This window comes from Corynebacterium lehmanniae (genome assembly GCF_043161975.1).
Lineage (GTDB): Bacteria > Actinomycetota > Actinomycetes > Mycobacteriales > Mycobacteriaceae > Corynebacterium > Corynebacterium lehmanniae.
Genome location: NZ_CP170998.1, coordinates 2491565 through 2516674, shown reverse-complemented (window position 1 = coordinate 2516674; position 25110 = coordinate 2491565). Strand labels below are relative to the sequence as shown.

General features: G+C 64.1%; 13 protein-coding genes. 3 read left to right on the top strand and 10 right to left on the bottom strand.

The genetic code is table 11. The features are described from left to right. Nucleotides 1–32: 32 nt before the first annotated feature. From ACF3NP_RS11915 to ACF3NP_RS11905, 3 genes are read left to right on the top strand one after another with little or no spacing between them, the layout of a single operon-like run. Complete coding sequence (locus ACF3NP_RS11915; RefSeq protein WP_392398737.1) at nt 33–1418, top strand: hypothetical protein; 1386 nt, start codon at nt 33–35, stop codon at nt 1416–1418. Continuing rightward, nucleotides 1415–2422 (top strand): transporter substrate-binding domain-containing protein, encoded by a 1008-nt coding sequence (locus tag ACF3NP_RS11910; RefSeq protein ID WP_181889136.1) that lies wholly within the window; start codon nt 1415–1417, stop codon nt 2420–2422. Before ACF3NP_RS11915 ends, ACF3NP_RS11910 begins: the two co-directional genes overlap by 4 nt. After that, complete coding sequence (locus tag ACF3NP_RS11905) at nt 2419–4836, top strand: tetratricopeptide repeat protein (RefSeq protein WP_181889137.1); 2418 nt, start codon at nt 2419–2421, stop codon at nt 4834–4836. Before ACF3NP_RS11910 ends, ACF3NP_RS11905 begins: the two co-directional genes overlap by 4 nt. A gap of 158 nt (nt 4837–4994) precedes the next feature. Here ACF3NP_RS11905 and ACF3NP_RS11900 read toward each other — a convergent pair whose 3' ends face one another. From ACF3NP_RS11900 to ACF3NP_RS11855, 10 genes are all read right to left on the bottom strand, one after another. Further along, nucleotides 4995–6236 carry a zinc metalloprotease gene (locus ACF3NP_RS11900; RefSeq protein ID WP_392398736.1) on the bottom strand — a complete coding sequence of 414 codons (1242 nt, stop codon included), beginning with the start codon at nt 6234–6236 and terminating at the stop codon, nt 4995–4997. Beyond that, nucleotides 6179–7426, bottom strand: a complete 1248-nt coding sequence (locus ACF3NP_RS11895) for a hypothetical protein (RefSeq protein WP_392398735.1) — start codon at nt 7424–7426, stop codon at nt 6179–6181. The genes ACF3NP_RS11900 and ACF3NP_RS11895 overlap by 58 nt, the downstream gene beginning before the upstream one ends. A gap of 6 nt (nt 7427–7432) precedes the next feature. Then, nucleotides 7433–11872 (bottom strand): Rib/alpha-like domain-containing protein, encoded by a 4440-nt coding sequence (locus ACF3NP_RS11890; protein WP_181889139.1) that lies wholly within the window; start codon nt 11870–11872, stop codon nt 7433–7435. A gap of 480 nt (nt 11873–12352) precedes the next feature. Then, a complete protein-coding gene (locus ACF3NP_RS11885; RefSeq protein WP_181889140.1) occupies nt 12353–13558 on the bottom strand; it encodes an acetate kinase in 1206 nt (401 codons plus the stop codon). Then, complete coding sequence (gene pta / locus ACF3NP_RS11880; protein WP_181889141.1) at nt 13559–14902, bottom strand: phosphate acetyltransferase; 1344 nt, start codon at nt 14900–14902, stop codon at nt 13559–13561. 78 nt (nt 14903–14980) lie between these two features. Then, on the bottom strand, nt 14981–16156 hold the full coding sequence (locus ACF3NP_RS11875; RefSeq protein WP_392398734.1) for an ATP-grasp domain-containing protein: 1176 nt from the start codon (nt 16154–16156) through the stop codon (nt 14981–14983). Between the two features lie 69 nt (nt 16157–16225). Continuing rightward, complete coding sequence (locus tag ACF3NP_RS11870; protein ID WP_392398733.1) at nt 16226–17029, bottom strand: nucleotidyl transferase AbiEii/AbiGii toxin family protein; 804 nt, start codon at nt 17027–17029, stop codon at nt 16226–16228. Next, complete coding sequence (locus tag ACF3NP_RS11865; RefSeq protein ID WP_392398732.1) at nt 17026–18072, bottom strand: type IV toxin-antitoxin system AbiEi family antitoxin; 1047 nt, start codon at nt 18070–18072, stop codon at nt 17026–17028. Before ACF3NP_RS11865 ends, ACF3NP_RS11870 begins: the two co-directional genes overlap by 4 nt. A 154-nt stretch (nt 18073–18226) precedes the next feature. Continuing rightward, nucleotides 18227–19570 carry a hypothetical protein gene (locus ACF3NP_RS11860; RefSeq protein ID WP_181889144.1) on the bottom strand — a complete coding sequence of 448 codons (1344 nt, stop codon included), beginning with the start codon at nt 19568–19570 and terminating at the stop codon, nt 18227–18229. A gap of 69 nt (nt 19571–19639) precedes the next feature. After that, the gene (locus tag ACF3NP_RS11855; protein ID WP_392398731.1) at nt 19640–24805 is read right to left on the bottom strand and encodes a YPDG domain-containing protein; all 5166 of its coding nucleotides are present in this window, start codon (nt 24803–24805) and stop codon (nt 19640–19642) included. Nucleotides 24806–25110 lie beyond the last annotated feature (305 nt).

Sequence of the window (25110 nt, the reverse complement as noted above, 5' to 3'; positions counted from 1 at the left end):
CCACTGTAGGCGCGAACAGTTATTATTGCGGAATGGTGACGCAAAGCAGGCCGAGCGACGACGCGTGGCTCGACGAGCTTGAAGCGCGCCCTGCGCACCCGCGCCTGCACGGCGTCCTCCACGGCCCGCTGGCCGGTCCCGTTCGCATGGGCCGGCGCGGCCACGCGTTCGCGCGGACCACCCCCGGCAAGCTCATCGTGGTGATGGTGCTGCTGACCGCCATGCTGCTGGCGGCGGGGCTGTCCATGAGCCAGTCCATGGCCGGCCGCAACCAGGCGCTGGACACGGTGCGCGAGGCGACGGAGCCGATGAGCGCGGCTGCCCACCTGCTGTCCACCTCCCTGCTGCGCGCGGACACCATCGCAGCGGGCGGGTTTGTCCAGCCCGGGCCGCTGTCGCACGAGGACGTGCAGGCCTACTCCGCAGCACTGGACACGGCGGTCAGCTCCGCCGGCGAGATTTACAAGGGCGCGGTGGAGGCCGACACGGCCACCAGCGAGCGCATCGAGGAGCTGGTCAGCGACATCCAGCGGGACCTGCCAGTCTACGCCGGCCTGAACGAGCGCGCACGCGTGAACCAGCGCATGGGCAACCCTGTGGGCGTGGCCTACATGTCGGAGGCGTCCAGCATTATGCGCACCCGTTTGCTGGTGTCCGCCTCCGAGATCAACGCGCTGACCCGCGAGGACGTGGCCAAGGAGATGCGGCGCCTCTCCGAGCCGCAGTGGGTGCCGCTGTCCGGCCTCGTGGCGGCGCTCGGTTTCCTCGTGCTCACCCAGTGGTGGCTGTGGCGGGTATTCCGCCGCCGCCTGAACAAGGGCTTTATCGCCGGCACGCTCGCGGTGGTGGTGGCGCTGAGCTGGGCCGCGGTGTCGAACTACCAGTCCTGGCGCAACGGCTCCGTGGAGTACGAGCGCGCGGCGAAGCCGTGGGAGGAGCTCACCGCCGCCCGCTTCGACGCACTGGAGACGCGCACGGACGAGACGTTCGCGCTGCTGCGCCGCCAGTCCGTGGTGCATTCGTCGCGGGCGTTCGACGGCACGTATGCGTCGGTAAGCGCGGCGCTCGAGACCGCAGAGGAGTACGGCGGGGAGCAGCAACTTATCGACGACGCACGCGACGCCCTGCGCACCTGGGCCTACGAGCACAACGAACTCGTCGGCGCGCTGAACACGGGCAGCTACGAGCAGGCGGCGGCGCTGTTGGCCTCCGGCGGCGGGGCGGGCGAGGCGCCGTTCAGGGAGCTGGACGCGACGCTGTCCAAGCTCATCGCGTCGTCGAGGGAGGGCACGCAGGCCTACATCGACGCCTCGCTGGACGCGACGCGGCAGGTCTCCGCGTGGGTGGCGCTGCTGTCCGTTTTAGCCGTGGTCTGCACGTGGCTGGGCATCCGCAGAAGGCTGGGTGAGTACCTGTGAGAAGGACATGGACCGCGTGCGCGGCGGTGCTGGCGCTGGGGCTTTCGGGGTGCTCGGAGGAGCCGACCCCGGTGCGCGCCACCATCGCCCCAGAGCACGAAACCTCCACCACGCGCGAGCTCTTGCCGCTGCCGCCCGGCGCGGCCCTCGAGGACGCGCAAGGGGTGCCGGCGGAGCCGTACGTGCCGGCGAAGCTGGACTGGGAGGGCTCGCTGAACCCCCGCACCGCTGAAGACGACACCCCGAACGTGGACCGCATCACGCGCCGCGGCCGACTGGTGGTGGGCATCGACCAGTCCCTCTACCTGCTGGCGTTCCGCGACACCGCCAGCGGCGAGCTGCGCGGGCTGGAGGTGGATCTCGCCCGCGCGATCGCCGACGACATCTTCGGCGAGGAAACTGCCGGGGTCAACCGCCTGGACCTGCGGTTTGTGGACTCGGCGGCGCGCGCCGAGGCGCTGAACCACGGCGAGGTGGACATCGTCATCCGCACCATGTCCATCACGCCGGAGCGCACGGAGGCGATCGACTTTTCTACCCCGTACCTGACCTCGCGCGTGCGCGTTCTGGTGCCGCGGGACCGGGGCGTGGAGGACATCAACCAGCTCGGCGGCAAAACGGTGTGCATCGTCGACGGCACGAACCTGACCCAGATCGCGCGCACGTACACCCCACACTCGAACATTCTGCGCACCCGCTCCTGGTCCGACTGTTTGATGGCCACCCAACAGTTCCAGGCGGACGCGATCGTGGCGGACGATTCCATCCTGGCGGGCCTGTCCGCGCAGGACCCGTACGCGACGATCCTGCCGGGCACGCTGGCGACGCAGTACTACGGCGTGGGCATCCCGAAGGGCCAGACGGACCTGGTGCGGCAGGTCAATTCGACGCTGGAGCGGATGCGTAACGACGGCACGTGGTACGAGCTCTACTCCACCTGGCTCGGGGGCTCCATCGCGGAGTCCTCCCCGCCGCCGCTGATGTACCGGAAGGAGGAGCAGTGAGCACTGAGCAGGATTCGCAGGACCCGCTGGAGCAGCGCACCGAGGCGGTCGCGTTCGACCCGTTCGCGGATGATGAGGAGGAGGACAATCCGGGCACCGAGGCCGTCGCGTTCGACCCCTTCGCAGACGACGATGACGACGACGGCTGGGACTCCGACGGCGAAACCGACTACTCCGCCATGGGCGAGATGGCCGGCCTGCTCAAAGACTTGGACAAGCTGCGCAAGGGCGGCAACCGCGAGGACCCCTCGCAGCGCTCGCGCCGGCTCGCCCTGGACACGTTCCGCGAGCGCCGCGGCACCCGCCGCGCCACCCGTGTCGTCGCCGACGGCATGGTGGAGCTGCCCTGGGTGGAGCCCACCGAGCCGAAGGAAGCGCTGATCGACCCGGAGCCGGCCGTGGTGAAAAAGGGCATCGCCCCGCCGGTGCTCAACCCGGGCGACGTGGTGGCCAGCCAGTACGAGATCATGGGCGTGATCGCCCACGGCGGCATGGGCTGGATCTACCTGGCCCAGGACCACCACGTGGCGGGCCGCGTGGTGGTGCTCAAGGGCCTGCACTCCACGGACAACCCGGACGAGGCGGCCGCCGCCGCTGCCGAGCGCGAGTTCCTGGCGGAGATGACCCATCCCGGCATCGTGCAGATCTACAACTTCATCGACGACCCGCGCGTGCCCGGCGGGTTCACCGTCATGGAGTACGTGGGCGGGCCGAGTTTACGGGCATGGCGGAATGCGTCGACAAGCAAAGTGCTCCAACCCGACATCGCCATCGCCTACATGCTCGAAGTCCTGCCGGCGCTGGACTACCTGCACTCGCGCGGGGTGGTGTACAACGACCTGAAGCCCGACAACATCATCGTCACCGAAGACCAAGTCAAGCTGATTGACATGGGCGCGGTCTCCGGCATCGGCGCCTTCGGGTTCATCTACGGCACGAAGGGGTTCCAGGCGCCGGAGGTGGCCACCGAAGGGCCATCCGTCGCCTCCGACGTGTACACCGTGGGCCGCACCTTGGCGTCGCTGGTGGTGGACCTGCCGCAAACCGACGGCGTGTACGACCTAGGCATCCCCTCCCCCGCCGACGAGCCGCTGTTCCGCCAGTACACCTCCCTGTACCGGCTGATCACGCGCTGCTGCAACGAGGACCCCGCGCAGCGCTTCACCAGCCTCACCGAGCTGGAGGCGCAGATGCTCGGCGTGCTGCGCGAGATCGTCGCCGTGCGCGACGGGCGCACCTACCCCGCGCAGCACTCCCTGTTCTCCCCTCAGCGTACGACGTTCGGCACCAAACACCTGGTGTTCCGCACCGACCAGCTCATCGACGGCATCGCCCGCAGCGTGGACATCACCCCGCAAGAGGTCGTCGCCGCGCTACCGTCGCCGCTGGTCAACCGCGACGATGTCGGCGCCGCCATGCTCCAGGGCTCCTCGTATGCCGAACCACGCGAAACGCTGGAGACGCTGCGCCAGGCCATGACCACCCCGCAGTACGAGCACTCCATCGAAATCCCCTTCGGCGTCGTGCGCACCATGATCGACCTCGGCCTGACCACCCAGGCGCGCACCTGGCTGCGCTCGCTTTCGGAGCGCTTCGGCGACAACTGGCGCTACTCCTGGTACGCGGGCGTGGTGGAGACGCTGCTTGGAGACTTCGCCTCCGCGAAGGGTTCGTTTTCCCAGGTGCTCAACCAGCTACCCGGCGAGGCCGCCCCCAAACTCGCGCTCGCCGCAGTCAGCGAGCTCATCCTGCAGGAGGGCGGGTATCAATCGAGCGCACTGCTTCACGACGAGCTCTCGCCCGCCGCCGCCGGCCTCACCCACCACCTCCGCGACGTGCCGGACGCCGTGTTCGAGCGCATGGCCGCCGACGGAGCCACAGACAACACGTGGTCGCTGACCGTGACCGCCCCCGGAGGCCTGCGCTTCCACGCCACCCGCCTCTACGCCCTGGTGTGGATGACCAACCCCACCACCGTCTCCTCCGCGTTCGGCCTGGCTCGGATGCTCATGTGCGAAGGCGAAGTGGAGTTGGCGATCAAGGCCCTGGACAAGGTGCCCAACGCGTCGCGCCACTACCGGATGGCGCAGCTGACCGCCATTTTGTGCCTGGTTGCCGAGGGCGCCACCGAAGACCACATCCGGCTCGCCGCCCGCCGCCTCGAGCAGATCCCCTCCACCGAGCCGCGCTTCTTGCAGATCAAGGTCGCCGTCATCGAGGCCGGCCTGACGTACCTGCGCGCCCACCAGGCCTCCACCAACGTGGCGCTGTTCGAGTACCCCTTCACCATCCGGGGCCTGCGCCGCGGCCTGGCCCAGACGTTGCGGGACCAGGCCCGGGTGGCGCCGTACCCGAAACACCGGTACGCGCTGGTGGACCTGGCCAACAAGGTCCGCCCCGCCACCTGGTTTTAGGGGTTTGGGTTCGGGGGTTTGGGCGGCGGAGACCGAACGGAGCGGAGGCCCGCCGACACATCGCGGCGGAATCTGTCAGGCGGGCCTTATCGTCCCTGGTCATCGCAAACGGCCGCCGTAATCTGTCAGGATTACGGCGGCCGTTTCGGCGGGGGTGCTTAGATGAAGCCGCCCATCGCGGCTGCGGCGCCGCCGAGGCCGACGACCGCCAGGATCGCGATGATGATGCCCACGATCGCGCCGGTGCTGCCGCCGGATGCCTTGCCGCCCTTACCGGTCTCTCCGGTCTGGTTGTTCGGGGCCGGCTCGTTCCGGCTCGGGTTCTGCGTCGGGTTCGTGCCCGGCTTCGGCTTCGGCGCAGGCTGGGTTGCGCCGTTGAGCTCGGTCACGGCCGGGCGTCGATTGCCAGTCCGCACAGGCTGGTTGTTCTTGGTGGGCACCGGTGCCGGTTTGGCCAGGGTCGGCTTCGCCGGGTCCTTTTTGCCCACGGTGTCGCGCGCGGCCTGGAGGTGCTTGGAGTTCTTCTTCTCCAGGTCCTTGACCAGCTGGTCCATCTGCTCGGTGGTGTAGTTGAGCACGGAGAACTCGTTGGTCTCCTCGGCTACCAGGCGGCCGTCGGCGTTGAAGACGCGGAACTTCACCGGCATGGAGGAATCCTTGTAGCCGGCGGTGTTGGCAATCGGCACCTCGACGTTGTACTTGCCGTGCTCCTTGAGCACGCCTTCCACCGGGTAGGTCTTGCGGAACTTGCCGCCCGGGTAGTCCACCTGGAGGGTGAACTCGTGCAGGTCGATGCCCAGGTTGGACAGCTCCAGGTACACCTTGGAGTCGGAGCGGTTGGCGATGATGACGTTCTTCACGCCCTCGCGCTCGCCAAGCACGCGGATGCCGGCCTTGCCGTTGTTTTCCTCCGCTGCCATGAGCACGAGCTCATCCACTTGCGGGTGGCTGTGTCCGGACTCGGACGGGTCCTCGGACACGCCGGTGGAGCCGGTGGCCTTGGCGATCTCGCCGTTGACGATGTCCAGGTTCTGCCAGTCCGGTGCGATGTCGTAGCTGCCGGTGAAGCACTTGGCGGTGCCGTCGTAACAGGCCTGCGGAATGCTGGTGTTGTCGTTGTCTGTGGAGTTCTTGTCCGAGTAGTCGAAGTGGCTGAACTGGTACAGGTAGTTCATCACGGACTTGTACTTGGGCACGTAGGAGCTGTTCGGCTTGTCCACGTTGGACGCGCCAGAGTGGGTCAGGCCCAGGTTGTGGCCGAATTCGTGGAGGATGGTGTTGCGCATCTGCTCCTGGGACGTCATCAGGTAGTTCTTGGCCACGTAGAACGCGCCGTCGGAGATCAGGCCGTTGCCGGAGGACAGGTTGCCCGCCTCCTGCTGGTCGCCGATGATGCCCACGCGGAAGACGGACTGGCGTGCCCGAGCAGGTTCTTGCGGTCCTTGACCAGGCGCACACCGGGCACCTCTGCGCGGCCGTTGCCGTCCTTGAAGTAGATCGGCGCGTACGGGATCGTGTCGCCGCCCTGCGGCGTGATGCCCGGGATGTTGCTGTAGTAGTCGCCGGCGTCGATGTGCAAGTTGTAGCCGCGGCGGTCGAACAGGTCCACCAGGTCGTTGAGGATCTTGCGCGACGGGCGGTAGACGTTCACGTTCGCGTCGGCGCACTCCAGGAACTCGCCGAAGTCCTTCTCCGTTGCCGCGTATTCGCGCTTCTCGGAGCAGCCCTTGGTCTCCCACTCGGACTGCATCCAGTTCAGCTGCAGGAACAGGTCCGGCTTGTTCGGGTCTGCGCCCCAGCGGTGCAGCGGGAACTCGTTGCCGTCGGCGTCGGTGTAGCCGTTGATCTCCCAGTCGTCGGGCAGGCCGTCGCCGTCGGAGTCCTTCAGCGCTTCGTTGGCGTCGCCGGCGATGGTCATGCGTGCGCTGAGCCTATTGTCGTGGCGCTGCCACACGCCCGCGTAGTAGCGGTCGCCGTCGTTCCTGCCGGCTTCTGCGGCCTGCTGGCTTTCACCGGTGCCGGTGGTGTCGGCGCCCTCGAACTTGGTGTTCAGCTTGTAGCGGCTGCCCACGTCGATGGTGTACTCGTTCGGGTCGGCTTCCTCGGAGCTGAACGGGTAGTCGTAGGACATCAGCCCGTCCGTAAGCACCAGCTTCAGGTCCCGCTTGCTGTCGCTTTTCAGCTCCACCCGCACGTCCACATTTGCGGGGGTGACGGTGAAGGTGCGCACGAGCTCCACGCCGAGGTTCGGGTCGGTGTGGGTGAGGGTGACCACGTCGCCCTCACTGTTGGAGGCGGGCTCCACCTTGGTCTTCTCGCCCGCGAACTCGACCTTCTGGCCGTCCGCGTAGGCGTCCAAGTAGAAAGCGGTGGGCATCAGGCCGTAGGTGAGGCTGTTGTACATCAGCCAGGACACTCGGCCCTTGTTCACGTCCACGTTCTGGAAGCCCTCGGCGGCGCCGGTGGTGACGCCGACCTGGTAGCTCTTGGACAGATCCACGGCCGCATCGGCCTGGACCGGCAGCGTGACGCCGGCGGTGAGGCCTAGCGCGACAACAGCCGCGATTGCTCTTTTACCTGTGTGCATCATGTGTCCCTACACCCACTGCTCTAAAAAGTGTTGAAATTTATCGCAATTATCGTACAGAACCTTGCCAGCTGTACCCAACAAACCGAGCACCGCCAGCGCCCACACCCACGGCGAGGGCTTCGAGGAGCCATTGCTTTGCGACGACCCTCCGGCCGCAACGCCATCCACTTCCACCGTCACATTGAACTGGCCCGTGGAGCCGTCGGCGAAGCGCACGTTCACCGGGATCTGCTTGACCTGGCCGGCGGCGTCGGCCGGGACGCGGAACTCGAGCACGCCGCGGGCACGGTCCAACGAGACTTCCCAGCCCTCCGCGTCGAACTCGCCCAAGCTGAACGGATAGTCCGCGGCCTTCTTGGGCACCGGCAGCGTGACTCGTGTGGTGAAGTCGGGGCGGCCGACAGCGGAGACGTCGTCAAGCAATGTGCTCTCGGCGAGCGTGCTCATGCCGGACTTGGTGCGGACCTCAACCCGCGCCGAGGTGATCGTGCTCGAGGAATCCTCGAACGTGACCTGGACCGGAATGTCGCGCGGGCCCGGGACGGTGCCGTCGTAGCTGACGACGGTGAGCTCGCCCGTCACCGGATCGATCTGCGTGCGCAGCCCCGGGATCGGCTTGACCAGGGAGAACGACGCCCCCGCGACGCTCGGCCGCAAAATTGCGGTCTGGCCAGCGTTGATGACCACACGCGGGTACTCCACATTCGCCACCGCCGCGGTGCCGCGCACGGTCGTTGCCGGCACCTCGACGACGCGCTGCGAACCGTCCGCGAACGTCACCACAACCGGAATCAGCGCCGCCTGCGGGTCGTCCTCGTCGCCGTTGCGGGCGACCGTGATCTCGCCCGTCTTCGGATCAACAGACACCTGCCAGCCCTGCGCGTCGAAGGACGCGGCCAGCGCGTAGGTCGTGCCCGCCGGGGCCTGGCTCGGCGCCACCGTGACCGGGGTGCCGGCCTCGGTGACCTTGACCGGACGCCAGGACACCACCTGGTTTGCGGCCTCCGACTTAGTGGACACCGGCACCGTGATCTCCTGCGCGGAGCCGTCCGGAAGCGTCAGCTTCAACGGGATGTCAAAGTTCGCGCCAACCGGAGCATCCTCCGACACCTTCACGGTGATCGCGCCCGTTTCCGGATCAACCTCCACCGGCAGCGCCGTCAGGCCGGTCTGCTCGAAGGTCGCACCCGGGGGCATCGAGCCCGTGGGGAACATGCGGATGTTGCCGTCCGCGTCGAAGAACGGCTTGCCGTAGCCCGCGGCCTCGGTGGAGTCCGCCAACGACTGCCCCTTAAGCGCCGCGATGCGGGCGAAAACGGTGGGCTCGTTGTCCTTGTCCGAGACCGTGCCGTCGGAGTACAGCACCGTCACCGGGACAGTAATCTGCTCCGGGTGCTCCTCCGGGGCGGTGGCGTAGATGTTGCCGGTGTCCGGGTCGATGCTGATATCCCAGCCGTTGTAGGCCTTGTCCGCGCCGAGCTCGTTGCCCTTGTCGTCGAACACCGGGGCCAGCGCGTACTGGCCGATGTTCTGGCCGTCCTTGTTGACGGGGAACGTGCCGTCGAGAAGCGGCACCACAACAGTCTTGCCCGGCTGCGCGCCGAGACCCTCCTGGTAGGCGGGCTTGTAGGCCTCGTTCTGCGCGCCGACGTCGACGTGGAAGACCGCGGTGGCCTTGCCCGTCGTGCCGTCCGGGTAGGTGAAGTCGACCGGGACCTCGATGGTCTCGCCCGCCGGAGTGCGCAGCGGCGCCTTCACAGTGACGACGCCGGTGTCCGGGTCAACGGTTCCCTCGGCACTCTTGGTGGAGAACTTCGTGCCGGCCGGAAGCGGCTGACTCTTGTACTCGATGCCGTCGCGGTCAATGGTGGCGATCGGCTGGCGGCTGGAGTTCGTCTTTCCCGCCTGGACGTAGGAGTCCTTGTACTTCACGCCGCTGATGCGGTCGGCGTCGCTCACCGGAGCGGTGACGTTGACCGTGATGATGTCGCGCTCCCCCGCTCCGGAAACCACGTCGACCGTGTACTCGCCCGGCTTGACGTCGCGGCCCGGATCGGCCAACACCTGACCATCCGACGCCACGGACAGCCACTCCGGCGCATCGCCGTCGACGCGCACGTTGACGGTTTCGGACGGCTTGCGGGAAGGCACGGTCACCTTGGTGGTGCCCGCCTGCACGGTCAGCTTGTCCCAGGCGAAGTCGTCGACCGACGGGGCCGGCTGCGCACTGGTCGTCGGTTGCGGTGCGGGCGTAGTGGGTCGCGCCGAGGTCGGCTTGGTGGTTGTCGGCTGGTCGGAGGTCGGCTGCGCCGCGGTTGTCTGGCCCGAGGTCGGCTTGGTGGTTGTCGGCTGCGGCTGAGTCGTCAGCTGCCCAGAGGTCGGCGTCGCTGCGGTCGGCTCAGAGGTAGCCGGGGCAGACGGCTCCGGCGCGGACGTGGTCCGGCCCGAGGTCGGCTGAGCTGTAGTCGGCTGGCCCGAAGTCGGCTGGCCCGAAGTCGGCTGACCGGACGTTGGCTGCGCAGTAGTTGACGTCGGCTCCGGCTGAGTCGTCAACTGCTCGGAGGTCGGCGTCGCAGAGGTCGGCTCAGAAGCAACCGGGACAGACGGCTCCGGTGCGGACGTGGTCTGGTCGGAGGTCGGCTGGTCGGAGGTCGGCCGCGCCGTGGTCGACTGACCGGACGTTGGCTGCGCAGTAGTTGACGTCGGCTCCGGCTGCGTGGGCACCCAACCAGACGTCGGGGTCGTCGAGGTCGGCTCGGAAGAACCCGGCGTGGACGGTTTTGTCGTCGGCTCCGGCGCGGACGTGGTCTGGTCGGCGGTTGTCGGCTGGTCGGAGGTCGGCCGCGCCGTGGTCGACTGACCGGACGTTGGCTGCGCAGTAGTTGACGTCGGCTGCGCAGAAGTTGACGTCGGCTGCGGCTGAGTCGTCAGCTGCCCAGAGGTCGGCGTCGCTGCGGTCGGCTCAGAGGTAGCCGGGGCAGACGGCTCCGGTGCGGACGTGGTCCGGCCCGAGGTCGGCTGAGCTGTAGTCGTCTGGCCCGAAGTCGGCTGGCCCGAAGTCGGCTGACCGGACGTTGGCTGCGCAGTAGTTGACGTCGGCTCCGGCTGTGTCGGCACCCAACCAGACGTCGGGGTCGTCGAAGTCGGCTCAGAGGTAGCCGGGGCAGACGGCTCTGGCGCGGACGTGGTCTGGTCGGTGGTTGTCGGCTGATCGGAGGTCGGCCGCGCCGTGGTCGGCTGGCCCGAGGTCGGCTGACCGGACGTTGGCTGCGCGGTAGTTGGCGTCGGCTGCGGCTGAGTCGTCAACTGCCCGGAGGTCGGCGTCGCAGAGGTCGGCTCAGAAGTAACCGGGACAGACGGCTCCGGTGCGGACGTGGTCTGGTCGGAGGTCGGCTCCGGCGTCGAGTCTTCAGGCGTCGTCGTTGCCGGTGTCGTCGATCCGCCTGCCTCCTCCACCTGGATGTCGATGGTGTCGGTGATCACCTTGGCGTCGTTAGTAATGATGTCGATTCTCGCCGTGCCCGACGTCGTCGGCTTACCGGTGATCTTGCTGTTTTCCTGGTCATAGGTCAAGCCTTCCGGCAGGTCAGTGACCTCGACGGACGATGCGTTCTCTGTGGGAATGGCGATGTTGACCTCCTCACCGGGCTTCACCGGTGCCGGATCGTCAACGATGTTTTGTGCGACCGGAGCCGGCAAATCTGCAGAGTCTTTCACCGTGATCGTGAAGGTCTGCTCGAGTGGCCCGTCGGCGCCGGCAACAACGCTTCCGCCCTCCACCAGCTGGGTTTTCACCGTGAAAGTGCCGGTTTCAGTCGGGGTGCCCTTCAGGAAGATGTGCTTGATATTGCCGAAGTTACGCAGCGTGGCGGTGACACCTGGTGGCAGCGTGGACTCATCGATGGTGAGCGCCGAACTCCGGGGAGCTTTGTTCACCCGGATGTCGATAGCGTTGATTGCTTTCCCAGTCCAGAACACCTTGTCGCTCTGGTCTACGTATTCCGGGTCGGGTTGCACGCTAACGGCGGCGTCGACGGTCTTGGTGGAGCCATCTTTGAACGTGAATTGAACTTCGATCTTGTCGCTCTCTCCAAGATCGGCGTCCGGGTCCGGAGTGATTGAAATTTCTCCGGACTCTGGGTCGATTGTGGCCCCCCAGCCCGGGTTAACGCTGTCGGCGAGCTTGTATCCGTTCGGTGGGTAGACAGTCAGACGGTTAACGTTCGGGCTGATTTTGGTTGTCTCACCGTAGTTCACGCTTGTGGAGGTTGGGTACCTCACCAACGACTTTTGCGCATCGGTCAGCAGCTGCGCCGACGCCTGCGAAGCGGTCTGCGGGGCTGCAACCGGCTGGACACCCGTCACCACAAGCGACAGGCCGAGCGCGCACGCGGCTACCGATGTCCCGCGCCGGCACGCAATCGCGCGGTCATGCTTTCCAGTCATTGCAAGACCCCTTTTCTGAATCTTTTTATCTACCGCCGACTCAATCAACAGCCAACAATACGGTTTTCTGCTTCTGTAAATCTATAGCGCGCAATCCCATGAAAACAACACAATTATGCTTTCGGGAGTTGCAAGACGCTCCGCCCGAGGTCAACGCAGACCTCTACCCTGCTACGCCCGAGTTCAAGAGAACTTTTGTGCAATCCATCACAGGGCTGGCAATCGTCATATTTTTAACCAAGGCGCGGTCGACGCGAAAACAGACCAGCCCACCAGTCGCAGATCGTCTAGTAGCCGCCTCGTCCTGCTATACGATCCGGCACCCCGCTACGCATTTCCCCAGGTGTTGATGGCATTGAGTTTCAGTATGGGGCTGATCGTCTAGCAGCACCGCACAACCTGCTAGACGATCAGATAAAAGCGCAGCAGAAAGCCCCGGCACCAGAACTCGCGAACCGGTGCCGGGGCTGAAAAGCCGCACTACCCCACGCGGGCGGCGACGGCGGCGGCCTTCTGCGCGATGGCCAGCTCCTCGTTGGTGGGCACGACCAGGACCTTCACCTTGGAGTCGTCGGTGGAGATGATGCGCGGGCCGTCGTTGGGCAGGGCGTTCTTCTCCGGGTCGACTTCGATGCCGTACATCTTCAGGTTGTCCAGGGCGTCCATGCGCACGTGCTGGTCGTTCTCGCCGACGCCGGCGGTGAACGTGATGGCGTCCACGCGCCCCAGCGCGATCATGTAGGAACCGATGAAGCGGCGCAGCTGGTTCAGGTAGACCATGTAGGCCAGCCAGGCGTTTTCGTTTTCTTCCTCGATCATGGAGCGCAGCTCGCGGAAGTCGTTCACGCCGGACAGGCCCTTCACACCGGACTGGCGGTTGAGCAGGTTGTCAATCTCGTCGATGGACATGCCGCCCTGGCGCACCAGGTGGAAGATGATGCCGGGGTCGATGTCGCCGGAGCGGGTGCCCATGGCCAGGCCGGCCAGCGGGGTCAGGCCCATCGAGGTGTCAATCGGATGACCGTTGGCCACGGCCGACGCGGAGGCGCCGTTGCCCAGGTGCAGCACGATCTGGCGGGTGTGGTTCGGATCGCGGCCGATCAGCTCCGGCACCTGCGCGGAGACGAACTCGTGGGAGGTGCCGTGGAAGCCGTAGCGGCGGATCAGGTTCTGCTCCGCCACCTCGGCGTTAATCGCGTACAGGGCGGCGGCCGGGGGCAGGTCGCGGAAGAAGCCGGTGTCGAACACCGCCACGTGCGGGATGTCCGGCAGCAGGGCGCGGGCGACCTCGATGCCGTCGATGTTGGCCGGGTTGTGCAGCGGCGCCAGCGGGATCAGGTCGCGGATCATGTCCACCACCGGGTCCAGGATCAGCTCCGGCTCGGAGAAGACCATGCCGCCGTGCACGACGCGGTGGCCTGCGGCGACGATGTCGAGTTGCGTCGGGCCGATGCCTTTGGCGTCGAGAAGCTTGAAGGTTTCCTGCAGGCCGTCGGCATGGGTGGGCACTGCCTTTTGCACGACGAACTTCTGGCCCTCGTACTTGATGGTGATGCGGCCCTGCGGCTCGCCGATCTGCTCGACCAGGCCAGAGACGAACGGGTCCGCGGACGCGTCCGAGGTCGGGTCGACGATCTGGAACTTGATGGAGGAAGAACCGGAGTTAATGACGAGTACGTAGGACATTTACTTCGCCCCCGCCTGGATCGCCGTGATGGCCACGGTGTTGACAATGTCCGGCACGGTCGCGCCGCGGGACAGGTCGTTGACCGGCTTGTTCAGGCCCTGCAGCACCGGGCCGACCGCGAGCGCGCCGCCGGTGCGCTGGGCGATCTTGTAGCCCGCGTTGCCCGCCTCCAGGTCGGGGAAGATGAACACGTTGGCCTGGCCGGCGACCGGGGAATCCGGGGCCTTCTTCTTACCGACGCCCGGGTCGCAGGCGGCGTCGAACTGCAGCGGGCCGTCGATGGCCACATCCGGCGCGAGCTCCTTGGCCTTCGCGGTTGCCTCCACGGCGCGGTCCACGTCCGGGCCGGAGCCGGAGGTGCCGGTGGAGTAGGACAGGATGGCCACCTTCGGGTCGATGCCGAACTGCGCGGCGGTCTGAGCCGACACGGCGGCGATCTCGCCGATCTGCTCCGCGGTCGGGTTAGGGTTCACGGCGCAATCGCCGAACGCCCACAGGCGGTCCTGCATGACCATGAGAAAGACCGAGGACACCACGGACGCGCCCGGGGCGGTCTTGATGATCTGGAACGACGGCTTAATAGTGTGCGCGGTGGTGTGCGCGGCGCCGGAGACCATGCCGTCGGCAAGCCCCTTGTGCACCATCATGGTGCCGAAGTAGGAGACGTCCTTCATGGTCTCGCGCGCCTCTTCGATGGTCACACCCTTCTTTTTGCGCAGCTCCGCGAACTCGGCGGCGAACTCCTCGGCGAGCTCGGATTCGAGGTGGTTGACCAGGTTCGCGCCGGTGAGGTCCAGGCCCAAATCGGCTGCGCGGCGGTTCATGTCGTCCACGTCGCCGAGGATGGTCAGCTCGGCCACGCCCTGCTTGAGCAGCTGGTCTGCGGCCTGCAGGATGCGGTCGTCCTCGCCCTCCGGCAGCACCACGTGCTTGCGGTTGGCGCGCGCCTGCTCGATCAGCTGGCGCTCGAACACCACGGGGCTCATCACCTGCTGGGCCTCGACGGGCTCAACGTTGTCAAAATCGCCATTGCTTATCGACGCCACGGTCGCCCCCAACTCCCCAATCCTCGCTTCCGCGAGCTTGGCAGCCGTTTCGTCGCCTGCGGCGAGCAGCACCGGGGCGCCGAGGGCTGCGGCGAGCTGAGCGTCGAAGTTGTAGTCGCCGGTGCCCGCGTACAGCGCCGGCTCTTCGGTGATCTGCTCGGAGTTGAAGATTTCTGCCACGCTGTCACCCGAAAGCCGCACCAGGGGCAACTCCAGACGGCTTGCAAGCTGCTGCAGATCCAGTCCGTCGAAGGTGCGGTTTGCGAGGGTTACCAGCAATGATTGGCGTTGAGACATGGCTTCACCTTTCGTCGTGGGCAAACATGCAACAGTTTACCGGTGAGAGCGCCACCAAGACGAACCGAAAGGTGTGATCTAATTCTCGCCGGGTTTGCCGTCGACCCTGTAGATCTCCCGGACGGCCTCGTCAGTGCGTTGGCGGGCCTCCGCCGCGGAATCGGCCGTGGCGAGGACCAGGGTGCCGTCGCCAAGCATTCGCACCGTGACCTCCTCCACCGCCATGGCCGCGGCGAGCGCGGCCTGCGACGGGTGGCCCTCAAGGAAGCGGACCGCACCCGGGCTGATCAGCGTCGAATCAATGGGCAGCCGCTGCGTGGCGTGTGCCTGCAGGTCGAACTGGTTGATGCGCTGGGTAACAAATGTGACCAGGCCGTCGCGGCTCGGGCGCGGTGTGACCTGGGAGAAGTACACGTCGTCGCCCGAGACGAACATCTCCACCGAGAAGATGCCGCAGCTGGCCAGCGCGCCGGTGATGCGCGCCGCGATCGAGCGGGCGTTATCCATCGCCGCCTCAGGCAGCGGCGCGGGCTGCCAACTTTCGACGAGCCGGCCTTCCCTGTGGCGGGTGCCAATCGGCTCGCAGAACCACGTGGCCAACTCGCCCGTGCTCGGGTCGATGGAGCGCGCCGCGAGGATGGTGACCTCGAAGTCGAAGTCGATGAAGCGCTCCACCACCGCGCCCTGCCCCAGGCCTCGGTCGGCGGCGCGCCACGCGTCCGCGAGGTCCGCGTCGCTGTGCACGAAGCTGAAACCCTCGCCGTCCTTGCTGGTCGGCGCCTTGACCACGCACGGGTAGCCAATGCGCTCCACCGCGTCGTGCATCTCCTGCGGAGTCGCGGCGAACTCGTAATCCAGGACGGGGAGGCCCAGCTCCTCGTTGGCCTGCTTGCGCACCGCCATGCGGTCCGCGGTGTGGCGGCACGCCTCCACCGACGGCGCCACCACCGCACCGACGCGCTCCGAGACCTCCTGAACCGTCTCGATCGTGTCCTCAGCGTCGCCGGAGGTGACGATGATGCCCGGGTAAAACGCCTCCGCAATACTCGCGGCGCCGATGCGGGTGTCAAAGCCCATGCGCTTGTAGGCCTGCTCTAGGTCCAGCGCCATCGCGGACTCGCCCAAGATCAGCGCGCGGCGCGGCATCTCCGCCGGTTCCTCGCTGGCAGCGGGTGCAGCGGGGACGGTGGGGATAGCGCCCGTGTCGTCGGCGGAGTGGTCGGTGGGGTGCTCTGCAGAGTGCGGAACAGTCATGGGAACGAATTATCCCACAGTTATGGATGCAGGCTGGTACGCAAACGCGTGAGCTGGGTAAATACCCCTCTAGTCCTGAGCCGGCGTCAACGCTCCCACAAGGTCAGACACCTGCTGTCGACGCCGGCGGAACGGGAGGGGGCGCTCGCCCTGCACCGTCAAGTTTTCTGCGAATCTATCCAGCTCGCTATTCGTCTCTTCCTCAAACCGATCTGCCAAAAACGCCGCAGCGGATGGACCGAGCAGCTGCCGGACCTTGCGCCCCAGTACAGCTGCCGCCATTCGGTCCGTTTCGCCGATTAGATCTTCATCTTCTACCTCGTCGAAATTGTCCCAGAGAAATTCATCCTCAGCTTCATACCAAGCAAGCACTAAAGCTAGGTCAGTCGCATCTTTGAAGACCCCACCTGAATGCCTGTCCAACCAGGCGTGAAGCTTCAACGCAGCAAACCCTGGCACGGTCGGAATACCAATCTTCATACCGTTGGAAAGAGAAAAGAACTCCCGAGCGTCAAAAGCTTCTTGGAAACCGGAAACGTTCATCTCCATACCGTCCCCCGCAGCAACCGTCCCTGGCGGCCGTTCCACCGCCCCAAAAGGAACAACGTCAACTGGAAGAGAACCAATGGTGAGCTTCTGCCAGGCATTCGACTTAGACGGAAAGAGTTCCCGCAATGTTTCAAACGGCTTCCATCCATCTTCGGCGAGAGCGAGATCCACATCCTCGGTAGTTCTCGCCGGCAAAGTGTCGCGGTACCTCAGCTGGTGTATGTCACGACATTTAGCACCAATGAGCATCACGGCTTCTAAATCGACATGTTCGTTCAGTTCTTCAAACAAGACGCACAACTCTGCGTCTTCAAACTTCGTCACCAGTTCCCCCGATCGTTCATGCGCTGCCGAATCTCCTGAGCAATTTCAGCCAAACGCGGATCCCCCGCTGTCCACAGATCCGCATACAGCAGCGCAAGCGGGACCTGAGGCCGCCCACCTAAACTAGCGGATTCTTGCGCCACTACTAACGCTTGCTGCTGGACTACATCAAGATCCCAGAATGCCTGTCGTAGCGTAATAGTGCCTTCCGGGGAAGAACGGATCCTGCATGCACGTATGATTCGTGCAGCGTCATCCGGGTCTTCGAGGTACAGCTGCACTGATTCTCCGCCGCGAACCAGTTCCGGCACCGCCGCCTCGCCGCTTACCCAGACACCACCAAACTCTTCCTTCAAACGATGAATATCGCCGAACCCGCGGTAGATCTCGATATTCTTTCCTAACCCGGCCGGGAATGCGTCAGCCCACGACTCTGCAAAAGCGTCGAACCGATGACCGGCGAGGGCAAGCTCGGAACCGCGTGCGACCAAGTACCCAGTTTCCGCAAAGAGATTCAAAGCGTTGACAGTGGTTCCGAAAGAGACTCCGGATGCCTTTGCAATATCCCGCACCGACATCGACAACACTTCCGGATAGGACAATATGAGCGCGGCCACCTGCGCACGCTTGGGTGCAAACAGATTTACCGCACGTGTGGACCGGTTTGCTGTCTTCTTTCGGTCCGGCATTTCAGTGCGCCCACGAACATCGATCACCACCTGCCCTTCCCGAAAAAAACAATTCCCTCGGACATCGGCGAAAGCAGTTCCCGAACGCCTTAGGCGTTCTGCAACGGACGGCTGGATCTTCTCCGCAAGCACCATAAACCCGTCTCGCTCCAGGCGAGGCTGCTGCCGTGGACTAAATCCGCCCGTCATCACAAATACGGGCAATTCAAAGGTCGACGAACCACCTTCCGTATCAACCGCGACGAGCGCATGTCCACACTGGCCACCTTCACAGGGGAAGGTTCTCAGCTTGGAAATACTCAACGGCAGTCTCTGACGCTCTAAAGCTTCGTTAATACGATGCCTCATATCCATATTGAGCAGCATACTTCACAAATAATGATCGATCATTAAAAGTGATCACACGGATCGGGGCGAGGAACTGCGGCGGCCCAACGACGAAGCGCCCCCGCCTCCCAGTGCGGGAAGCGGGGGCGCTCGGCTCGGCTAGGGACCGGGCCCTACTCGGTTACTTCTTCTCGGAAGAACCGGCGTAGGTCTTGCCGGTGGAGCCCTTCAGCTCGAGGTCCTGCACGGAGCTGCCAATGCCGCCGGGGGTGCAGTTGTCGTAGATGACCGTGCCGGTGAGGATGCCGGCGGCGATCAGTGCGAGGCCTGCGCCCACGGTTGCCACGTCCAGGCCGAACTGGCGCAGCTGCTTATTAATCACCTCGACCTGCAGCGCAATCTCCGGATTGAACACGCCCAGCTCCTGCTGGATCCGGGCGTTAGCCAGGCGGATCTGCTCGGAGTACTGCTCCACCACAGGGCTCAGGCCCGGGATGGCGGTCTGGGTGGCCAGGCCGATCGGGATCAGCGCCAGCAGCGGCAGACCGAAGCCGACGGAGGTGGCGATGCAGCGCTTGCGCTCGTCGTCGGTCAGGCCCGGCTTCTCCGGCTCCGGAGCCGGCTTCTCCGGCGCATCCTGGCCCTCGGACGGCGTGGAGTCCGCGTCGAACGGGTCGGACTTGCCCTCGATCTCGTCGCGGTTGGACACGCCGTCGCCGTCGAAGTCGCCGTTCGGGTCCAGGATGGAGCGGCCGTCCTGGCCCACCAGCTCGAACTTCGCCTCGCCGGTCAGCGGATCCTTCACGCCGTCGAGCGTGATGGTGCCGGTCGCGGACGGGTTGGCGATGCCGTCGAACTGCTTCACAAAGTCGTCCCAGGTGGTCTTGCCGTTCGGGAACTTCTCGGTGAAGGAATCCTGGAGCTGCTCGTTCGTCGGGGCCTGGCCGGTGATCACGCCGGAGGTGCCGTCGATAGTAAAGCTCCAGTTGTCCGCGCCCTTGGAGCCTTCGACCTCGGCGCCCACCACTGCGGCGGTGAGGTCCTGGCCCGCGAACGGATCCTTGGACGTGCCCTTCTCGCCCGGCTTCACCGCGGTGGCGTCGCCGTAGTTCGGGGCGACGATGTTGACGCGCAGGTCGTAGCCGTCCTTGTCGGTGACGCGTTTGCCGTCCTTGTCGCGCACGGCCACGAAGGCCTCGCGCGGGTCGGTGCCGGCCGGCACGGTCACCTTGATCTCGCCGGTCTCCGGGTCAATCTCGACGACGCCGCCCTCGATCTCCTTGCCAGAGCGGTCCACGAGCTTGCCGGTGTAGCCGCCGTCCTTGTCCGGGTTGTCCACGCGGCCGACAACGTGCGCGTTGCCGTCCGCCGGGACGTCCGGGGTGGTCACGGACGCGGTGTCGGAATCGTTGTCGTCACGGTTCTTCTCGTGGCCGTCCACCGGCACCTCGGCCTCGACTGCGCCGTTGGGCAGGTTCGGGTCGGTGACCGTGATCGGGCCGTCGACATCGGTACCAGGCGTCACATAAAGCAGTAGCCCCTGCCCTCCCATAAAGGGAGAACAGGGGCTACTTAGCCGGGCTACGCGAAACTACTACTTCTTGTCAGCAGCCTTCTCGCCAGCCTTGTCCTCCTTCTTCGAAGAACCAGCGTAGGTCTTACCGGAAGAACCCTTCAGCTCCAGATCCTTCACAGAGCTGCCGCCACCATTCGGGGAGCAGTTGTCATAGATCAGGGTGCCAGCCAGGATGCCGGCCGCGATCAGCGCCAGACCACCGGCAACGGTGCCGATGTCAGTGCCGAACTGCGCCAGCTGACGGTTCGCCGCATCAACCTGCGCGGCAATCTCCGGGTTGAACAGACCCAGCTGCTGCTGGATGCGGGTGTTCGCAGCCTGCAGCTGAGCGTTCGCGTCAGCCACAACGTTGGACAGACCCGGAATCTCCATCTGCGACGCCAGACCCAGCGGGATCAACGCCAGCAGCGGCAGACCAAACCCGAGGGACGTAGCAACACACTTACCGGTGTCAATACCAACCTGAGCCGGGGTCTTGTTACCAGCACCGTCGGAAACGATCACCTTGTCGCCCGGCTTGAGCTCAACACCAGCTGGAACATCAATGGTCCACTTGCCGTCCTTGTCGGTCTTGGTCTCGACCTTCTTGCCACCCGGCAGCTCAACGATGATGTCCTCGTTCGGACGATCACCCGTACCGGAGATGGTCTTATCACCCGGCTTGATCGGGTTCACGGTCGGCGGAGTGGTGTCCTTGACATCGTCGCCCTCAGAAGGCTTGGAGTCCTTGTCAGCCGGGTTGGTGCCCTTCTCGATCTCGTCCTTGTTGGTGTGGCCGTCGCCGTCGAAGTCGCCATTCGGATCCAGCAGGGACTTACCGTCCTTGCCAAGCAGGTCGAAGTTCGCGTCGACGCCTTCGTCCTTCGAGTCATCCTCGTAGGTGAAGTCCACCGTCACGGTCGGGCGAGCGTACGGGGTGAAGGTCTCAACGAACTTCTCCCAGCTCTTGTCAATGGTGGGCAGCTGCTCGCCGACAGCCTCGCCAACCTCAGCCATCGTCGGTGCGGTGGCCACGATGACACCGTTTTCCTGCATCTGGAACTCCCAATCCTGGGAGCCGTCCGATGCCTTGGAATCGATGTTCTTCAGCGGCGCATCTTCCCCGCCGAACGGGTTGTTGGTTGCCTTGTCACCGTCGACCGTTACCTGGGTGAGCTCCTCGTAGTTCGGGTCGAAGGTCTCGGCCTGGGTGGCATCCGGATCGGTGACCGTCACCGTGACGGTGTCGATGACCTTGCCCTCCGGATCCTTCACATCAACGACAATCTTGTCGCCCGGCTTCGCCTCATCAGACGGAGTCACCGTGATCTTACCGTTGTCATCAATCTCAGCGGTGCCCGGGCCATCAGTGACCTCAACCGTCGAACCCGGCGTGAAATCACCGGAGTTCGGATCCTTCTCGATCTCGACCGGCTCACCCGGAGTAGTGGTTTCGTCGTTCCAATCCGGGGTCTTTGCCGGCTCGTCGACGGTGACGGTGACATCAACAGTGTCCTTCGTGCCATCCGGGTAGGTCACATCCACCGGAACCGTGATCTTGTCACCCGGCTTCGCGTCCTGCGGCACCTTCACGGTGATCTCACCAGTGTTCTCATCAACGGTCACACCCTCCGGAGCACCCTCACCCGGAGTGAACTTCGTGCCGTCCGGAGCAGTGGTCTCCTTGCCGTCCTTATCCGTAAACGTCGGAGCCGGAACCGTCACATCCTCGCCCGGCTTACCAGAACCATCCTCGTACCCAGGCTGGTACTTTTCATTGTCCTTCTCGGCCGGAGCCGGAACATCCGGCTCATCGACGGTGACAGTGACATCAACAGTGTCCTTCGTGCCATCCGGGTAGGTCACATCCACCGGAACCGTGATCTTGTCACCCGGCTTCGCGTCCTCCGGCACCGGAACAGTGATCTCACCAGTGTTCTCATCAACCGTCACACCATCCGGAGCACCCTCCCCCGGAGTGAACTTCGTGCCATCCGGAGCAGTGGTCTCCTTGCCGTCCTTATCCGTAAACGTCGGAGCCGGAACCGTCACATCCTCGCCCGGCTTACCAGAACCATCCTCGTACCCAGGCTGGTACTTTTCATTGTCCTTCTCGGCCGGAGCCGGAACATCCGGCTCATCGACGGTGACAGTGACATCAACAGTGTCCTTCGTGCCATCCGGGTAGGTCACATCCACCGGAACCGTGATCTTGTCACCCGGCTTCGCGTCCTCCGGCACCTTCACGGTGATCTCACCAGTGTTCTCATCAACCGTCACACCATCCGGAGCACCCTCCCCCGGAGTGAACTTCGTGCCATCCGGAGCAGTGGTCTCCTTGCCGTCCTTATCCGTAAACGTCGGAGCCGGAACCGTCACATCCTCGCCCGGCTTACCAGAACCATCCTCGTACCCAGGCTGGTACTTTTCATTGTCCTTCTCGGCCGGAGCCGGAACATCCGGCTCATCGACGGTGACAGTGACATCAACAGTGTCCTTCGTGCCATCCGGGTAGGTCACATCCACCGGAACCGTGATCTTGTCACCCGGCTTCGCGTCCTCCGGCACCGGAACAGTGATCTCACCGGTGTTCGGATCAACCTCGACGCTCTCCGGAGCACCCTCCCCCGGAGTGAACTTCGTACCATCCGGAGCAGTGGTCTCCTTGCCGTCCTTATCCGTAAACGTCGGAGCCGGAACCGTCACATCCTCGCCCGGCTTACCAGAACCATCCTCGTACCCAGGCTGGTACTTTTCATTGTCCTTCTCGGCCGGAGCCGGAACATCCGGCTCATCGACGGTGACAGTGACATCAACAGTGTCCTTCGTGCCATCCGGGTAGGTCACATCCACCGGAACCGTGATCTTGTCACCCGGCTTCGCGTCCTCCGGCACCGGAACAGTGATCTCACCAGTGTTCTCATCAACCGTCACACCATCCGGAGCACCCTCCCCCGGAGTGAACTTCGTGCCATCCGGAGCAGTGGTCTCCTTGCCGTCCTTATCCGTAAACGTCGGAGCCGGAACCGTCACATCCTCGCCCGGCTTACCAGAACCATCCTCATACTCAGGCTCGAAGTCCAGGTTCTGGTTCGGAGCCTTCGGGTTGGTGCCGTCTTCCTTCTCCTGGTCATCCGGAATGCCGTCACCGTCATCGTCGGTGTCTTCATTATCCGGTTTGCCGTCACCATCGGTGTCCAGCTTGAACTTCGCTTTAACCTCTTTGTCCGTGGAACCATCCGGGTACGTCACCGTCACCGGGACATCGAACTCCTCAACGGTATCCGCGTTCAGCTTGGACTTATCCGGGAACGTCACCGTGATCTCGCCGGTGTTCTCATCAATCGCGACCTCGTAGCCCTCCGGAGCCTTAAAGTCCCCCGGAATCGCGAACTTCGAACCCTCAGGAGCCTCGACCTTTTCTTCAGTCGGGTTACCTTCCTCGTCCACCTTGGTGAAAATCGGCGTGGACTTCGTCTCCTCACCCGGGACAACAAACTTGTCCTCGTACGCAGGCGTGTATTCGTCCGAGTCCTTGGTGACCAGGACGGTCCACGCGGAAACGTCGTTGCCACCAGAAACCAGGACTACGTTGAAGTAATCGCCCTTTTCTGCATCCTCCGGGATGTCAAAGGTACAAGCTGCAACTTGAGCCTTAATGCCCTTGGACTGGTCAAGCTCGCAGGTCTTGAGAACCTTGCCCTGCTGGTCACGCCACTCAACCTGCGAGGGCAGCGTAGAGAGGTCACCACTGAACTCTGGGGTCACCGTAGTGCCCGGTGCCGCCGGCTTATCAGTGGCGTTGTAGTCAGCAACGATCGAAACCGGGGTGTACGGCATGAGTGCGTAGTTGACGTTGTAGATCGAATTGACCTGCTTGCCGTAGCGTGGCTTCCCCTGGTCTTCAACCCGGGAAGTAACAGTTCTGTTCCTGGCCGGGATTGCCGATGCACGGAAGTTTCCACCATCGTTGTACTTCTGGAAGACAGGAGTGTGGAAACCGGTGTAGCCGTTCTGAACCACACCATCCTCGTTCTCCACCCACACGAACACGTTGTCCTTGTTGAGGGAATCTTCGTTGGTCTGATTTGCATCAGTCAGCTCCCCGAACCGCAGCGAGTAGTACCCGTCTGGATCGGTCTTGCCGTAGACGGTCTTGAGGATGTACTCAGGGTTATCCTCAAGCATCTTCTTGGTCGCATCCGCCAGCTTGTTCGGGTCGTCCTTGAACTGCTCGTGCAGTTTCTGGTTTGCTGCGGCGCCGTCCTTGGTCAGCGTCGATGCGTACACCGTGTAACCGTCAGCGGGTTCGTCGATGGAGTTCATCGCAGGGCCAGTTGCCACAATGCCCTTATCCGGGCCACCAGTTTCAAGCCAAACACGGCCGGAAAGCACGTTGGATTCATTCAGCTGCGTAGCCGGTGCGTCGATCGGACCCTCCGGATCCTCAACGAGCTTGTCACCCTTGGCTGCCATCCAGCTGGTTTCGTGGTTCGGCGGAACCTCTTGGTAGAACGCGGCCGTCAACTGGATGTTGCCATCCGCAGCGGCGAACGAACCAAGGGGACCTTCAACGAGACCATTGAAGGAACCCGGGACGAAGCCGTTTGCCTGACGGAACATTACGACCTTGTTTCCACGGTCGTTGGTGTACGGCTCAACCCAGATGCGGTGCTTTTGATCCGTACGAGCAGCCCATGTGTGCTCAACGCCCAGCTTGTCGGTCCAAGTAATGCCCTTATCCTCGGTTCCGAAAGCGAACGTGCCTTTACCGCCGTTACCACCGACCACATTTGGCAGGGTGTGGGTCTTAGCGGAGAAAATCGGCGAGTAGGAGCCATCCTTGTCCTGGAACTGCGCGTAGACCGTGACACCATCGAGCGGAATGTTGCCGTTGTCAATGGTCGATCCCGGATTACCCTTCGGCCCCGTCATATACACGTGGCCCGAGATAAGCCCCTTACCGACGCCCTGCGCATCAGTAAGGTTTGCTGCCTTAGTAACACGCCCGCTTGCGATGGCGTCAGCATCAATAGTTTCGCTCTGATCGGCTGCTGAGGAAGCGTCGGCAGTCTGGTCAGCAACAGCAGCAGGAGTTTCCTGAGCAACAGCCACCGACTGCGCAAACGGCGCAACCAACGCAAACGACAGTGCCGCTGCAGCCACGGAGGTTCCACGGCGACGAGCGATGTAGTTCTTCTTCATAAAAGTCCCTTTCGAGGAATCTCTGAAACAACAGAACGCTGAGCCCGAGACATGTGTACAGCTAGGCAACTGTCCATAAGGGGCCAACATGGGCAAGCGTACGGACGCTCCAAGGACACTGCAATGACGTTTTTATGCATGTTTACGCATGTCAACCCACGTCCGCGGTTGACTAAATTGACATATGTCGAGCACAGCCCAACCAAATGTCGACGGTCACCCCGACGAAAAAATCAAAGCATTACAAGTTGGTCAACGTCCGGAAAACGCCGTTCTTAACAGACTGCTGAGGGGCGGCAATGGCG